14 protein-coding genes and 2 pseudogenes are annotated in these 15,615 nt (G+C 40.5%); 8 read left to right on the top strand and 8 right to left on the bottom strand.

Going from position 1 to position 15,615, the window contains the following annotated elements; genetic code table 11:
* Positions 1-19: 19 nt before the first annotated feature.
* From V7K60_RS35035 to V7K60_RS35030, 6 genes and pseudogenes are all read left to right on the top strand, one after another.
* Positions 20-190, top strand: a pseudogene (locus V7K60_RS35035) (histidine kinase); the annotation flags it as partial.
* A 356-nt stretch (positions 191-546) separates the two neighbouring features.
* The gene (locus V7K60_RS02870; protein WP_334922775.1) at positions 547-1,773 is read left to right on the top strand and encodes a tetratricopeptide repeat protein; all 1,227 of its coding nucleotides are present in this window, start codon (positions 547-549) and stop codon (positions 1,771-1,773) included.
* A gap of 95 nt (positions 1,774-1,868) precedes the next feature.
* On the top strand, positions 1,869-3,458 hold the full coding sequence (gene cobA / locus V7K60_RS02865; RefSeq protein ID WP_334923031.1) for a uroporphyrinogen-III C-methyltransferase: 1,590 nt from the start codon (positions 1,869-1,871) through the stop codon (positions 3,456-3,458).
* A gap of 51 nt (positions 3,459-3,509) precedes the next feature.
* Positions 3,510-4,106 (top strand): dephospho-CoA kinase, encoded by a 597-nt coding sequence (coaE, locus tag V7K60_RS02860; RefSeq protein ID WP_334922773.1) that lies wholly within the window; start codon positions 3,510-3,512, stop codon positions 4,104-4,106.
* Positions 4,107-4,348: 242 nt separating this feature from the next.
* Positions 4,349-4,654, top strand: a complete 306-nt coding sequence (locus V7K60_RS02855; RefSeq protein ID WP_334922771.1) for a hypothetical protein — start codon at positions 4,349-4,351, stop codon at positions 4,652-4,654.
* Between the two features lie 333 nt (positions 4,655-4,987).
* Positions 4,988-5,077: a transposase DNA-binding-containing protein gene (locus V7K60_RS35030; RefSeq protein WP_442944328.1), complete on the top strand. Its 90-nt coding sequence runs from the start codon at positions 4,988-4,990 to the stop codon at positions 5,075-5,077.
* Positions 5,078-5,553: 476 nt separating this feature from the next.
* Here the strand turns inward: V7K60_RS35030 and V7K60_RS02850 are convergent, their stop codons facing one another.
* From V7K60_RS02850 to thrB, 4 genes are all read right to left on the bottom strand, one after another.
* Positions 5,554-5,919: a DOPA 4,5-dioxygenase family protein gene (locus V7K60_RS02850; RefSeq protein ID WP_334922769.1), complete on the bottom strand. Its 366-nt coding sequence runs from the start codon at positions 5,917-5,919 to the stop codon at positions 5,554-5,556.
* A gap of 97 nt (positions 5,920-6,016) precedes the next feature.
* Positions 6,017-6,553 carry a universal stress protein gene (locus V7K60_RS02845; protein ID WP_334923030.1) on the bottom strand — a complete coding sequence of 179 codons (537 nt, stop codon included), beginning with the start codon at positions 6,551-6,553 and terminating at the stop codon, positions 6,017-6,019.
* A 340-nt stretch (positions 6,554-6,893) separates the two neighbouring features.
* Positions 6,894-7,403, bottom strand: a complete 510-nt coding sequence (locus tag V7K60_RS02840) for a hypothetical protein (protein ID WP_334922767.1) — start codon at positions 7,401-7,403, stop codon at positions 6,894-6,896.
* A gap of 29 nt (positions 7,404-7,432) precedes the next feature.
* Positions 7,433-8,347: a homoserine kinase gene (thrB, locus tag V7K60_RS02835; RefSeq protein ID WP_334922766.1), complete on the bottom strand. Its 915-nt coding sequence runs from the start codon at positions 8,345-8,347 to the stop codon at positions 7,433-7,435.
* Between the two features lie 307 nt (positions 8,348-8,654).
* On the opposite strand from thrB, the gene V7K60_RS02830 reads away from it, so the two are divergent.
* Positions 8,655-9,431 carry a DUF5131 family protein gene (locus V7K60_RS02830; RefSeq protein ID WP_334922764.1) on the top strand — a complete coding sequence of 259 codons (777 nt, stop codon included), beginning with the start codon at positions 8,655-8,657 and terminating at the stop codon, positions 9,429-9,431.
* Here V7K60_RS02830 and V7K60_RS02825 read toward each other — a convergent pair.
* From V7K60_RS02825 to V7K60_RS02815, 3 genes are all read right to left on the bottom strand, one after another.
* Positions 9,424-10,569 (bottom strand): three-Cys-motif partner protein TcmP, encoded by a 1,146-nt coding sequence (locus tag V7K60_RS02825; protein WP_334922762.1) that lies wholly within the window; start codon positions 10,567-10,569, stop codon positions 9,424-9,426. The genes V7K60_RS02830 and V7K60_RS02825 overlap by 8 nt on opposite strands.
* A gap of 220 nt (positions 10,570-10,789) precedes the next feature.
* Positions 10,790-12,478, bottom strand: coding sequence for an NAD(P)H-quinone oxidoreductase subunit 4 (locus V7K60_RS02820; protein WP_334922761.1), 1,689 nt, complete (start codon positions 12,476-12,478; stop codon positions 10,790-10,792).
* 175 nt (positions 12,479-12,653) lie between these two features.
* Entirely contained in the window at positions 12,654-13,373 is a 720-nt protein-coding gene (locus V7K60_RS02815; RefSeq protein WP_334922759.1) for a response regulator transcription factor, read from the bottom strand.
* Between the two features lie 518 nt (positions 13,374-13,891).
* Between V7K60_RS02815 and V7K60_RS02810 the strand changes: the two genes are divergently transcribed.
* A complete protein-coding gene (locus V7K60_RS02810; RefSeq protein ID WP_334922757.1) occupies positions 13,892-14,986 on the top strand; it encodes a hybrid sensor histidine kinase/response regulator in 1,095 nt (364 codons plus the stop codon).
* Between the two features lie 21 nt (positions 14,987-15,007).
* Here the strand turns inward: V7K60_RS02810 and psb35 are convergent.
* Positions 15,008-15,115: pseudogene (gene psb35 / locus V7K60_RS35025) on the bottom strand (photosystem II assembly protein Psb35); the annotation flags it as partial.
* Between the last annotated feature and the right edge of the window lie 500 nt (positions 15,116-15,615).

The following is a 15,615-nucleotide window of genomic DNA, read 5'->3' as shown; positions in this document are numbered from 1 at the left end:
TTCACTGCGTAAGTCCTAAATATCTGTAATTACAGCATTAAAGCTTGTACCTTTAGTTTCACAAGCACTGATACTTCCTAGCCCTACTCAATTAGAATAAGCAAATCAAGAACTTCAAACACAAATAACCAAACGCTTATGGGTAGAGGAGGAACTGCGAAAATACCAGAATCATCTTGAAGAAATGGTTGCTGCAGAAAAATTAATTGCAGCCATTGTTAAACTTATGGAAACAAAAGTGTCAGCAATTACCTAAAAACAACTTTTTACTTTTAATAAATTACCATCTATTAGACTTTTTGCATGAATCAAAAACCCTCACCCTAAATCCCTCTCCCAAGGGTGGGAGAGGGACTTTGAAATCTCTCTTGTGTACAAATAGATATTTATATCAGAGAACACTTGTATCAAGTTAGCTTAATCACTTATAATTCCTGCTATAACCCCCCTAAGAGCAAGCAAGGAAGGGCTGAGATGGGATATTTTGACGATCGTAATTAGCCGAACTTGATATTATATGTAAACCAAGCAGATAAGGTAATAAAAATGCTGAGAAATAAGAATCTACTGGTAGCAGCTATTATCTGCTTGTGTTTGAGTAATGAGAATACTGCCTTTGGTAAAGATGTTGGCGTTATTTTAGCAAAAATTCAAAATACTCAGTCCGCAGTTATTCGGAACAAAAACGCAGTTGCTAACTTCGAGCAAGGAAGCAATCTCTATAAACAGGGAGATTTAAAAGGAGCAGAGGCGGCTTTTCGGAAGGCAATTGAACTAGAACCCAATTTTGCACAAGCTTATATTGCCTTGGGAAATACTCTCGACGATCAAGGTAAACCACAAGAAGCGATCGCTCAATATAATAAAGCCATTAGCCTTGATCCTCAAGACTCTAGAGCATATTTTAATCTCGGTTTGACTTTAGCAAGACTGAATCAGTTAGAACCTGCGATCACCCAATATCAGAAAGCCATCAGCCTTGAACCCAAGTATGCTGAAGCTCACTATAACTTAGGAAATGCTCTCTACGCTCAAGGCAAGCTCACAGAAGCAGTTACCGAATATACAGCAGCAATTCGCCTCAAACCAGATTATGCACCGACTTACACCCGTTTAGGAAATGCTCTGTACGATCGAGGTGAGCTAGCAGAAGCAGTTACTCAGTATAAAAAATCCATTAGCTTCGATCCTAACTATGCAGATGCTTACTATTACTTGGGAAACGCCTTGTACGCTCAAGGAAAGCCAGCAGAAGCAATCGCCAACTATACCGAAGCCATTCGCCTCGCTCCGAAAAATCCAGCAGGTTATAATGCCTTGGGAAATACTCTGTACGCTCAAGGCAAACTAGAAGAAGCGATCGCACATTACAAAAAAGCCATCAGCTTCGCTCCCAACTATGCAGACGCTCACTATAATTTAGCAAGTGTTTTTTACGCTCAAGGCAAGCTAACAGAAGCAATCGCTGGCTATACCGAAACGATTCGTCTCGATCCCAAACACGCACAAGCTTACACAGGTTTGGGAAATGCGATGGACGATCGAGGTAAACCTCAAGAAGCGATCGCACATTACAAAAAAGCCATTAGCCTCGTACCTAACGATGCATTCACTTACTATAATTTGGGAATCACTTTGGGAAGAGAACAACAACCAAAAGAAGCGATCGTTAATCTCAAAAAAGCCAGAGAATTATTCCAAGCTGAGAAAAACAAGGAGATGGTTGAGCAAGTCGATCGGCTAATCCAAAAAATTAATACCCAAACAAATTGAATAAAGGGTATGGGGCATTGGGCATTGGGCATGGGGAGCAGGGAGCAGAGAGTAGGGAAAGAAGAACTATTGATTATTACAAATGACAAATGTCCATGACTGAAGAAAGGGGTAAAGTCTACCTCGTAGGTGCTGGGCCTGGAGATGCAGCATACCTGACAGTAAAAGCTTACAATCTCTTAGCTACTGCTCAGGTATTAGTCTATGATGCTTTAGTAGATGCTCAATTATTGCAGTGCGTACCAGATGATTGCCTGAAGTTAGATGTCGGTAAACGCGGTGGCAAACCCAGTACAAGCCAAGCACAGATTAACAAGTTACTGGTAAAGCACTGTCTGCAAGGAAAACAAGTTATACGGCTCAAATCAGGTGATCCGTTGATTTTTGGGCGTTGCACTTCCGAAATTGAAGCGTTGAAAACATCCGGTTGTGATTTTGAACTAGTACCAGGAATTTCCTCAGCCCTTGCAGCACCTTTATTGGCAGGAATTCCCCTAACAGATCCGGTTTTAAGCCGCACTTTTGCAGTGCTTACAGCTCATGAACCAGAGGTTTTAGACTGGGAGGCACTCTCACGCTTAGAGACACTGGTAATTTTGATGGGAGGGCGACATCTAGCAGAGATTGTAGATCAACTGGTGCAGCATGGGCGATCGCACTTAACACCCATTGCCATCATCCGTTGGGCAGGAACTCCCGATCAACAAATTTGGACAGCGCAACTGGGCAATATTCTGGAACAAACCGCCGGATTACCCATTTCCCCAGCAGTAATTGTAATTGGGGAAGTTGTTGGGCTACGCAAGTACTTACAACCTGAGAAAATAGATTGTCAGGATTCGACTTCAGCCAAAACTTTAAGCCCCCCTGCTATGTCAAGCAATTTTCCCCTATCTCCCCTTACTGGTAAAATGATTTTGGTAACACGTTCAGTTAGCCAATCAAGTCAATTTAGCGATCGCCTCATTGCATCAGGTGCAATAGTCATCGAAATGCCTACCTTAGAAATCGGCCCGCCCTCCAGTTGGGAAGCTTTGGATCGTGCGATCGCTCATTTATCTGACTTCGACTGGTTAATTTTCACTTCTACCAATGGCATAGACTACTTTTTTGAAAGGCTAACTACCCAAGGGAAAGATAGCCGTGCCTTAGCTGGCATCAAAATTGCCGTCGTTGGTGAGAAAACAGCCCAAAGTCTCAAACAACGCTCTCTGCAAGCAGATTTTATTCCCCCCAACTTTGTTGCCGATTCTTTAGTGGAAAATTTCCCAGATAAATTAGACGGTAAAAAGGTGTTATTTCCCAGAGTTGAAAGCGGCGGCAGAGAAGTTTTAGTTAAGGAATTAACTCTCAAGAAAGCAAAGGTGATAGAAGTTGCGGCATATCAATCTTGTTGTCCTAGTAGTATTCCACCTGCGGCAAAGTTAGCTCTCCAAAACCGCAAGGTAGATGTGATTACCTTTGCCAGTTCTAAAACTGTACAATTTTTCTGTCAACTTACTAACAATATATTTCCCAACAACTTTGATGCTAGCCAAGTCTTAGAGGGAGTTTGTATTGCCTCTATCGGCCCCCAAACCTCCAAAACTTGCCATGATTTATTCGGACGTGTAGATGTAGAAGCCCAAGAATATACTTTAGATGGTTTAACCCAAGCACTGATCGTATGGGCGGCAAATTCTTAGATGAGGGAGCGGCAGGGGGAGCAGAGGAGAATGACAAATGACAAATGACAAATGACAAAACGTATAATCGGCTTAACTGGAGGTATTGCCACAGGCAAAACCACTGTCACCAATTATTTAGCTAGCACTTATAGCCTGCCGATTTTGGATGCAGATATTTATGCTAGAGAGGCAGTATCTTTAGGTTCGCCTATTTTGGGTGCGATCGCTCAACGTTATGGCGAACACACTTTACTACCAGATGGCAGCCTCAACCGCCAAAAGCTAGGTGAAGTTATCTTTAATCGTCAAGATGAACGCAACTGGATAGACAATTTGATTCATCCTGATGTGCGCGATCGCTTCCTCAAAGCAATTGCTCAGTCTTCGTCACAAATACTGGTGTTAGTAGTGCCTCTGTTATTTGAAGCTGGGATGACTGATTTGGTAACAGAAATCTGGGTAGTGCGTTGTTCCCAAGAGCAACAACTACAAAGATTGATACAACGAAACCATTTAAATACAGAACAGGCACGAGCCAGGATTAACAGCCAATTATCCATCGAAGAAAAAGTGGCTCATGCAGATGTCGTTTTAGATAACTCTTCTACCCTTGAAGTACTACTAAAACAGGTAGATGCAGCTCTAACCACTACAAGTAGTGACTAGATTATATTGATATTAAAATATATACATATATGACATTTTCAAGACATAAAAAGCTTATTAATTAATACTAGATAGTTAAGCAAAAAACTTATATCTCACCAAATCTCGTCCAACAATTAGGTGATTTTACAGTTGAATCTACGGTTAATGGTACTGTAAATTTAAAAGAATCAGCTTTTAAATGAATTATAAGTTCTATTTTTTAATTGCTTTTAAGTGCCTTCTCTTCGATCATAACAGGTATGAACTTAAGTTTTAGTTTTTTAAATAAATTAGCTCTGGTTATCTCTCCAGCAACAGAATTAAAACAAAAAAATAAAATCCATGATTACAGACAACAACTTTGGGGAGGTGACTATATATTTGAGCGCCTTAAGGAAGGAACAATCGGGTACATGACTGGAGTAGGGAAAGGCGTTAAAGCCTGCGATCGCATTATTTTACGAGAAGGTTGTGAATCTTATCAATATCAAGTTGAAGAAATTGATTACTACTCCGCTCCATCTGATATGTGGATAGCTTTTCTCAAGCAAATACCGAATGACTAAATATTAAAGTCAATCAGTTGCTTCAATTCTAGAGTTCAATACAGTTCAGAATGAGCAACAAAATCCTGATGTAGAGACACGATTTATCGCGTCTTGAAAGACCAATTATCTACACGATTCTCCTTCTCTTACTAAATAATAGTAAAAGTAAGGTATATCATAGTCGCCTCCTCACTTGTTACAGGGTTTTGCAAATACATAAGGTACACCCTTCCCCAACCCTCCCCCTATCCATTACCTGCATCTTTCTTAACAATCAAACAAGAGACTTAACATAAGAGTGAAAGGCTTGATAAGTATAGTGTTGAGAGAACAGAAGGGGGTAATAGCATCATGCAAAAGTGGGCGGTCAAAGAATTATCTCAGGCCAACTTAGGAGACGTTCGTAGAAACAAGCGGTTAACGGGACTTAAACATTTTTGATGCATAAACAAGACTCAAATCCGTACAAGGCAAGGAAAATACACCAAATGCTTAAGAATGCTTGAAACCCAGATACATCAAGAAACTAGGCAAAACGATGTCAAAGCCTTTCTGCATATAGATTTAAGGCTTTTTTATGGCTATTTTTTGTCTGAGTCCCATTAATACGCTATTTCAGGTAAATGAAGTACACGTGTAGGGGCACAACATGTTGTGCCCCTACGATTATCTGTACCTCAGCAAGTTGTAATCTGCTGTAGCTTAAGTTTTAGTCATGGTCTGAGCCTCGACTTTATCCATTTTTCCTTTATTGCAATACTTGCAGCAAACCGCTAAAGCGCCTATGCATAGGCCCAAACCTGAAACCTTTATTGATTAAGAAATTGGACTTTTTCAATTTCACCAGAATTAGTCACAATAGAAAAAGTTTCACGCCTCAAACCAAAACTTTTACCCAACAAAGTCGTTTACTTTCCTTAATTGGATAAAGTCGGACTAAGCTGTTGAAGAAACTCAATATTCAAATTTAGCTTTTCTCCTAACCATAAGGAATGAACTGTATGGTCTGCCACAGCATTCCCTGTCTCAGGATGGACGAGAATATCCAATCCCTCACGATTGAGCATTAACCAAGGAACGACTTTATCAAACTGATTCGGTAAGAAAGCAACTTGATACATCGCTTTTGGATGGGGCCCAATGGGCTTGTCAAACCAGCGTCCGAGTCGCACGTCAAACCTAGCACCTAATCCTTCACGTACACGCGCAGCTACATCCCGACTTGCAGGATCGAAGTAAACATGAGCATGAAAACCAACGATCTCGCTAGTATCTTCTTTCATAGATCCACTTTTCACTCTCAACTTTAATTTTGCATAGCGTCACGCCGAAGTATTACCCACTCTAATAATGCAAGTTAGATGTGGAATAGCTTAGTAGTTAGTTAACGCTGAAAGCACTTGTAGTTTCTTTGACAACTTCATCTATTTTAGGAGTAACTGAAAGATGCACAACATGTACTGAACAAGGAGCATGGTGAAGAACGTAGTTACTCACACTACCGAGAAATAGTTCCATCAACCGAGAATGACCCCGACGCCCCATAACAATTAGGTCAGCGCCACAACTATGGGCTAAATCACAAATAATGCGACCAGGATTACCAACATTTTGTGTAAATTCTGTAGTCACACCTGCTGTGTTTGCTTGGGCACAAAAAGATTGCAACATCTGGATTCCTAAATTTTTAAAGGTATCCCACTGTTGTTGGTATAACTCAAAGCTTTGACTGGTCAATTCTGGATAGTAGTCCATATTAGACAGCATAGGTACATAAGGACTACCCTCTTCTTCCGAAGATAGGACATGAAGTAACATTAAGCTAGCTTGTGTTAACTTTGCTAAATCCAATGCTTCCTTAAAAACCTGTTGCCCTATTTCCGAGCGATCTAATGCAACTAGAATCTTTTTAAACATCATATAGACCTCCGATTTCATTGGTAATTGGTCTTTACGGTTTCGGGTTTCCAGATGCTGGATTGTCAAAAATGACTAATCCCTCAACTATGTTTAGCGATTTTTGAATTTTAAATCTCTTAAAAGTTTTCGCCTTATATTTATATTTATAGCAAAACAATTTGAGGAACTTGTAAGGAAAGCCAGCATTTATCTTTGAGCATCAGGGAGCATCCCATTTTGGAAGAAATATCTTTGAACCCTGAGCCTAAATCCCTCTCTCCAGGTTGATATGCATTAGTCACATCTTTCTTAAGATTGCTGTAAATATGTATTGCATACCAACGCAAAGGGTAAAGCATTAAACAATCCTGTTAACAATTGTCCACACTTCTCCATCAGAGCGGACATAGGGAACAGAGATTGTCTTAAAGCCAGTAATAAAAGGCTTGTAATAAATCTGCCAATACATTGGACTCAGTTGATTGGCACAAGCCTTAAGAAAACGGACTTCTGCAGCCAGTTCACTTGCTAGTTGATTAATGCGTTGAGCATGAACCTGAGCCACTTCTTTGGCTTCCTCTAGCTGCTGCTGTTGGATAAGTTGTTTGGATTCACCTTGCCAACGCACTAACTTACCTTGTTTTTGTTTTATCTGGGCTTCCAAGGCGGCGATCGCTGCATCTATGCCTTGGAGTTCAACTGATAATTGGGCATTTTCCCTGGCTTGACGGCGGTAAGCTTCCACCATCGCCTGGGGTGAATCATTCTCGCCAGAGATGACATTATTAATAGTGAGTGCAGCGCGTTCTTCTAAAAGAACCTGAATTTGAGAGTTAAGCGCCGCTATTTCAGCCTGAGTTTGCTCCATAAATCGAGTTTTAAGTGCCGAGTAAAATATTAAAAGCTTTTTGCGCCTTGGGTATCTAGAGAAAGCGAGCGCACCTCGGCTGTAATTCCTTCTTTTTGCCAAGCAGCTAACATCGCCGCCTCCACAGCCTTTGAGTGTAACTTATCCGCCAAAGCTAACAGTGTCGGCCCCGCACCACTAATTACCATACCATAAGCACCAGCACTAACAGATGCAATGTTGAGAGCATCATAACCAGGAATCAAAGCTTTCCGATAGGGCTGATGCAATCTATCTTGCAAAGCCGTCTTTAACCATTGTCCGTTATTAGTTTCCAAGCCGCGCAACAATAAGCCCAAATGGGCTGTATTGAAAATCGCATCCGCACGACTCACTTCAGTGGGGAGAACACCCCGCGCCTTTGAAGTGGAAAGTTCAAAATTAGGAATAGCCACAACTGGTACAACATCTTTATGCCAGGGAACATCACAAATTTCCCAACCTGCGCCACTGGTAGCAGCAAGACGACATCCTCCCAACAAAGCTGGAACTACATTATCAGGATGTCCTTCCATTGCGATCGCTAACTCCATCACCTGCGACTGAGACAGAGTTGCACCTTCAAGTTGATTTGCCGCAACTAATCCACCAACAATTGCTGTCGCCGAACTACCCAAACCCCGCGCCAACGGTACACCCAACTTAATTTCTATTTTCACAGTCGGCGGTGTTTGTTCTATATGTTGATAGAACTTGACAAACGCTTGGTAAAGGAGATTGTTCTCATCGGTTTGAACTCGTTGGGCTTCCGTACCAGTGACATGAATAATTAGCCCACCCTCTTCCAGGCGAGTGAACTTGAACTTGTTGTACAGCTTTAAAGCTGCACCAATGCAATCAAAACCAGGCCCCAAATTAGCAGTTGTGGCAGGAACAGTAACAGTGACACCAGAAACAACAGACATTGGTAAAACTCAGTAATCATCAACTAGCATCCCATGTATTGGTAGCAGTTTGAGGCGAGTTTTTGAGCGTTGCTGGGATACTTTGATTTACTGTTTCTTAATCCATCCTCCGAGCCTTGAGTTTCAGTGCCTGTGGCTCTGGCAAAATTCTACTATGGAAATTTAAATGGTTGGATTGTGCGATCGCTTCGCTCCATATACTGCGATGAGATGATCGTGAGTTCTGTTATAGTACGTATACACTATAAAAATCATAGATCCTAAAAAGTATAATTTGCAGAATTTGTAATTTACAAGGTTATGTAATATGTCTAGTACGCACACAGGTATTGAGTGGACAGATAAAACTTGGAACCCAACTACTGGTTGTAACAAAGTTAGCCCAGGTTGTTTGCATTGCTATGCAGAAGCTCTTACTAAACGTTTTCCTAATAACTTCAAGAATGGATTTGATTTAACCTTACACCCGGAAAGGTTAGCAGAACCTTTAAAGTGGCGTATTCCAAGTAGAATATTTGTGAATTCAATGAGCGACCTTTTTCATGAAGATGTACCTCTTGATTTCATTCAAAAGGTCTTTAAAGTGATTCATGAAACGCCTTGGCACATATATCAAATATTAACCAAACGACCTGATCGATTACTTGAGTTGGCTTCTGATCTAAAATTTCATGAAAATATCTGGTTGGGTGTGTCAGTTGAAAATCAAAACTATGTTCATCGTGTTGACTTTCTTCGCCAAGTTCCGGCGACTGTCCGCTTTCTTTCATGTGAACCACTTTTAGGTGAATTGAATCTTGAGTTAACAGATATTCACTGGGTTATTGTTGGTGGAGAGTCTGGACAAAAACATCGCCCTCTAAAAACTGAGTGGGTAAAAGATATTTATGATCAGTGTCAAGCAGCAGAAGTTGCATTCTTTTTCAAGCAAATTGGCGGCAGAACTTCTAAAGCTGGAGGTAGGTTACTGGATGGGAAAATATGGGATGAAATGCCTGATGCTTGGAAGTTGCATCAAAAAAAATGGGGAAATACTTCACTTAAATTAGCAGCAAAAAAAGAGAATTTGGCAATTACTACTTAGGTGTAAATGTCACTTCTGCTGAATCGCGGAATGTAATTTCACCTTTGATCTTTTTTCGTTTATTAGCAGGTGGATGTACTGTAATCTTATCTTTAGCTTCAAGGTTATTAAGAGCATCTTTATAGTTCTTGCTAATATAATGCCTTCCAATATGATGCTGATTGTAAATTTCTAGCATGGTTATTGTTTGACCTGCAAATGTATCCAATAGCATTTCTTCTAAGTCATCAAGAGGACGATAAAATTCAAAAAGTAACGGTTGTCTATAGGTAGCTGGATTGTATTCAAAAGAAGGCACACCTTGATTTTGTTCAGAACTCTCTTTTGCCATTATGTCTTTCATGATTGCATAGCCTTTCACGTGCTTACTGACGAAGATTAAATGATGACTAGTTCGTTTCCCATTCTCATGTTTGAAGCGAAAAGGTAGAACATACTCTCCACCCATTTCTTTAAGAGCTTCGCAAATTGCCTCTACAACTGTTAACTCCCGTTCTTCTGGTTTAAGCATTTTTAGTTGTTCGCGTACTTGATCGGCTCGTATTTTTCCAAATAGCGCATTAATGTGTTCTTCAACAGCTGCGTTACCTAAACCCATATTGATGCGGTTGTAATTGAAAAAGAAGATGCAATCACACCCCCAGTTCTTTACAACTGAGTTAATCAGTTTTAGCGATAATTCCTTATATCCCCACGGATCTACAAAAAATAATGTAGGGACTAACTTTAGTTCGTTAAATGTCTTGACAATATTTTCCCCAACTTCATGATTGAATACTTTAGGCTTATATTTTAAATCTTCAATACCAGAAATTAAATTTATAGCTTCATCAAGAGAACTGACATTTTCTGCATCAACATCATTAAATACTGTCACTAGCCTATTTTGCATATCTGGGTTATAAATCCCAGTTTCTAAAACTTTTATTGGTGTTGATTTTGAATCATCTTTGTATCGACCTGGGCCTGCAAAAAGGTCTATGTAGGCAATTCTTGGATCAACTTCTCTACTTTCACTTTCAAGCTTTTTAATAGTTCCGATTATTACTTTTGCCCAAGCCCAAAAATATTTCTCAACAATTCTAGCTTTTATTAAAGATTGCTCTTTTTGTTCATCAAAGAAGGAAGTGGTAGCCATACGCAACCTACGTATATATAATCTAATACACTAATTGTAGGCTGCGTAAAGTGTTTGGTCAAAGTTATCTGCTAACAAAAGGGCTAGACAGGTATCGGTGAGCGGATAGCAGTATTCGCGGTTACCGTCGATTGCGTTAGCGAATCTTCGGGCATCACCCTCCAACCTGAAGGGCTGTCTTAGACATTGCTCTTTTCCATAAGTCTATTGGTCAAAAAGCTTACTTCAAAGTTCCCAAAACGGGCGCTACCTCAACCTCTGAAATTTGCGGAACCAAGAATCCTTTTGCATAAATCTGAGGATTAGTTTGCGAGACTATGGCATAAGACTGGCGAAGATTAGCATTGACTGCAACGGTCTTCACATCATACATCTGCATTGCCATCTTAGGATAGAAACCAATACCAATAATCATCAGCAGAAAACAGGCGGCGATAAATACCTCACGAGGTCTAGCATCCTCGTAGACTGCATCTTCTGGTACGAGACAGTCTGTACCAAAACAAACTGTTCCCTGATCTTCTTGATTTTCCAAGCCTGAATTATTAATGTCGCATAGCAGTGCTGCATCTTTACCATAAAACACCTCTCGCAGCATGGAAAGTAGATAAATCGGTGTGAGGATAACTCCAACTGCAGCGAGAAAAACCGTTACGGTGCAGAAAGTCGAACTGTAAACGTCACTGCTTGTCATTCCAACAAATACCGAGAGTTCGCCAGCAAAGCCGCTCATACCAGGAAGTGCCAGAGATGCCATTGCTCCGATTGTAAACAGGGCAAAGACTTTGGGCATGGCTTGACCAATACCGCCCATATCTTTCATTACCATTGTGTGGGTGCGATCGTAAGTAACACCTGCTAAGAAGAACAGCACTGATGCAATTAAACCATGCGAGATCATCTGCAACATCGCGCCGTTAATTCCCAAATCAGTGAAGGACGCAATCCCAAGCAGTACAAACCCCATGTGAGAAATCGACGAATAAGCTAAACGCCGCTTCATATTGGTCTGAGCAAAGGAGTTCAATGCACCATAGATAACGTTGACAACACCGAGAATGGCTAGAACCGGCGCAAAATAAATGTGTGCATCGGGAAGCAATTCAAGATTCAGGCGAATCAGTCCGTATCCGCCCATCTTCAGCAATACACCAGCCAAAATCATCGACACAGGAGAGGATGCTTCGCCGTGGGCATCAGGCAACCAAGTATGCATCGGGAAAACAGCAAGCTTGACACCAAATGCAATCAACAATCCTGCATAAAGTAGCAGTTGTAGACCAAGGGGATATTCCTTGCTGGCGAGAGCGGTGATGTCAAATGTCATATTACCGCCGCCATATAGACCCATTGCCAGGGCTGCCACTAAAATAAATATAGAAGCAGCTGCGGTATACAATAAAAATTTCGTAGCTGCATAACGACGCCTTTGCCCACCCCAAATGCAGACTAGTAGGTAGACGGGAATCAGTTCTACTTCCCACATGATGAAAAATAGCAGCAAGTCTTTAGCAACAAACACCCCTACCTGTGCCGAATACAGCACTAGCATCAAAAAATAGAAGAGGCGAGGTCGGTGATCAACTTGCCAAGCTGAAAATATCGAGAGTGTGGTGACAAATCCGGCTAAAAGCACAAGTGGCGCTGAAAGCCCATCGACTGATACCGCCCAGTTAAAACCTAACTGAGGCACCCAAGCATAATTTTCCACCATTTGAAAACTAGCACTGCTGGCATCGTAATGCTTCCAAAAGGCGTAGCACATCAAGGCAAAATCTGCAATACCTATACCCAGTGCATACCAACGCACGCGCTTACCATCTTTATCAGGCAACACAGGGATGAGCAGGGAAGCAACAAGTGGCAGTAAGACAATCGCGGTAAGCCAGGGAAATTGATCCGCTATCATGTATGTATATAAAAATACTTATTTAGTCAATTATGTCATTCTACTAAACTTTGTAACAATTTCTTCATAAATCTTTGTCCCAGTTAACCGCTTTTAGGGACTGGAGACTGGGGAAGAAATATTTTTATTTGTTAACTGTTCTTGTGTACGCAGTTGATAATAGCTATTTACTTACTCACGGTACTAATCCCGCCCGCAAAGCACGGACAGCAGCTTGTGTCCGGTCAGCAACACAGAGTTTATTGAGAATACCTCGAACATGAGTTTTGACAGTACCAACTGTTAAATAGAGCCTTTTAGCAATTTCTGCATTGTCACAGCCAGCGACAATCAACTCTAAAACATCCATCTCTCTGTGAGTTAAAGGATAGCTAACTATACTTTTCTCAACATCTGGGTCAATACCTTCAATCAAGACTCTTTTTCCAGATGCGCCTCTGTTGCCATCGGGGAAATCTTGACGTATTTGTTGTAGTACAAGGTCTGCGATCGCTGGATCGATCCATGAGCTACCTGCATAAGTCGTTTGCACAGCCTCTATTAGTTTCTCAGTTTCGATATCCTTCATGCAATAAGAATCTGCACCTGCTGCAAATGCTGCTAAAACTGCTTGTTCGCTATTTTGCATCGTTAAAATTAGCAGCTTTGTTGTGTAGTCCTCATTCTCTGCCTGATATTGCCTAAATGTGCGTGTTAGCTCAATACCATCCATGTCAGGCAGACCAATGTCAATAGTAGCAACATCCGGCTTGAGAGTTTTCAGAAGCTTGATACCGTCGGCTGCATTGGCTGCTTCACCAACAATGTTAAACTCTGGTTGGGTTTGTAAGGCTGACCGCAAGCCGATTCTTGTCAGGTTGTGATCTTCAATTACAAGGATCTTGATTTCACTCATAGTTGCTTAACTTTACTGTTATTTATCTAAAGTACAGATTAAAATAATCTCGTTCTTCTATTCGGGATCTTATACAAAAAGCAATACGTTTGGTATTATTCCCTGAACTTCATCTACCATTAGACATAAATAACCTTATCTTGTAAGCTTTTCTAAGGCAAGAGTTCCGATATGGACAATATAATTCAATCAAAAAATATTTTTATACATTAACTTGATGAGCGATGTTCTATGGTAAACAATTTTTCATTTGCTATCTCAATATTTATTTGAACCACATTTATCGTAGGGGCGCAGCATTGCTGTGCTCCTACTGCGTGGTCTATTTACCTAAAAATAGCTATAAGTATTAATTTATACACTAACTAATAAAGCAACAGTATAATTGCTTACAAAAGAGGATATTTAATTCAGGATACTTTAAAGGAAAATGTGAATACTTAATAATCTCAGCGCTGGTGAAGTAAGCTATTACTAGATTTGCTAGGGATAGCCAAGCACTTCTTTTTTATTTAGCCATGTCTTTAACTAAAACTGTCAAAAAAGATAAAATTCTCGTTGTCGATGATGTTTTTGACAATCTACTGGTCTTAGAAGCAGTCCTAGAAGATGAGGACTATGAAATTAGCTTGGTAGAAGATAGTAAGATTGCTCTGGCTATGGTTCAAGAGTCACCGCCAGACATAATTCTCTTAGATGTGATGATGCCGGAGCTAGATGGCTATGAATTTACTCGGCGCATCCGACAGAATCAGGCGTTGCCATTTATCCCGATTTTGCTGCTTACGGCTCACTATGAGTCTAGCGTTGTTGAAGGACTTGACGCTGGTGCAGATGACTTCATTCGCAAACCATTCGATCCTGATGAACTACATGCGAGGGTGCGATCGCTCCTGCGCCTCAAGCATAGTATCGACGAACGAGATCAGATGGCGAATCTTCGGGCAGATTTTGTCTCGCGTTTTACTCACGATTTACGTATACCATTGGTAGCCTCCAACCGCGTATTAAAATTATTGCTGCAAGGCAGATTTTGCGATGTTTCGCCACAATTGCAAGAGATAATTGATACCATGATTGGCAGCAATCAAGACCTGCTGGAAATGGTAAATACCTTGTTAGAAGTTTATCGTCATGAAGCGGGCTGTAAAACCTTAAGAATTTCTCTCTGCAATATTCAGGAATTAGTTAGTGAAGTTTCCCAAGAATTAACTCCTTTAGCTGAAGAAAAAGGATTAGCTGTAAACATTGATCGAGATGAAATTGCAAGCACCATTATGGGCGATCGCTTAGAACTGCGGCGAGTTTTGACAAATCTCATCGGCAATGCCATCAAGTTTACAGACAAAGGTTCTGTAGATATTCACTGCTATCTGACTCCGGTAGCTGTGAATATTGATATCCGAGATACAGGGCCAGGAATTTCTAAACCAGATCAGGCAATATTATTCGAGCGATTTCGTCAAGGGAAACACCAACGTTCTGGTAGTGGTTTGGGACTATATCTTTCTCGCTGTATTATCGAAGCACATCAAGGCACAATCGATGTAACATCTGAACCAGGTAAGGGTAGTACATTTACTATACATCTACCTTTAGCTGACGAAAACTAAAAGTAGGCAGACAAAAAATTATTACCGATCAATTTCTGGAACAATATCAGGACGCTCTTTATCTTCCCAACCTACAAGACGTTTGGAATTGTACCAGGCAATTGCTCCTATAGTCACAGCAGCAATAAATAAAGCCTAATCCTAATAACGTTGTCAGTACAATAGAATAAGTAGAGTTACCTTGTGATGTTAATGGGATGTCTGTTAAAAGATAGGTAAATAGAATATTAATCATGAATTAGCACCTTTGAAAAAATCAGTAATAGATTGATAAAATGTTTTGCGATCGCTATTGTGAAAATGCCTGAAAATCTTAGGTAAAAAACAGAGTTAATAAAGGGAGAAGGTTCAGTAAATAATTATTTAATTTAAACCTTCAGGGTAACTGAAAGTTTAGGTTTTAAAAGCATTCATTTATATGAAGGGGTTACATAAATTCCTTCTCCCCGAATGACTTTGAGAATTCCACTTTTTATTCCCGATCAATCTGACGCAAATATCTATCTAGTTCTCCGCTCATTACTTGGTCATAAGTCAATACTTCTCGGTTAAGAACAAAAACAAGGAAAAGTAATAATTGTTGACCAAGTAGTGCGCGAGAAAAAACTGGTGCTGCTAAAAGATTTCTC

It is taken from the genome of Nostoc sp. (assembly GCF_036917555.1).
Lineage (GTDB): Bacteria > Cyanobacteriota > Cyanobacteriia > Cyanobacteriales > Nostocaceae > Nostoc.
The sequence above is the reverse complement of the archived record's forward strand: the minus strand, read 5'-3'. Positions and strand labels throughout refer to the sequence as shown.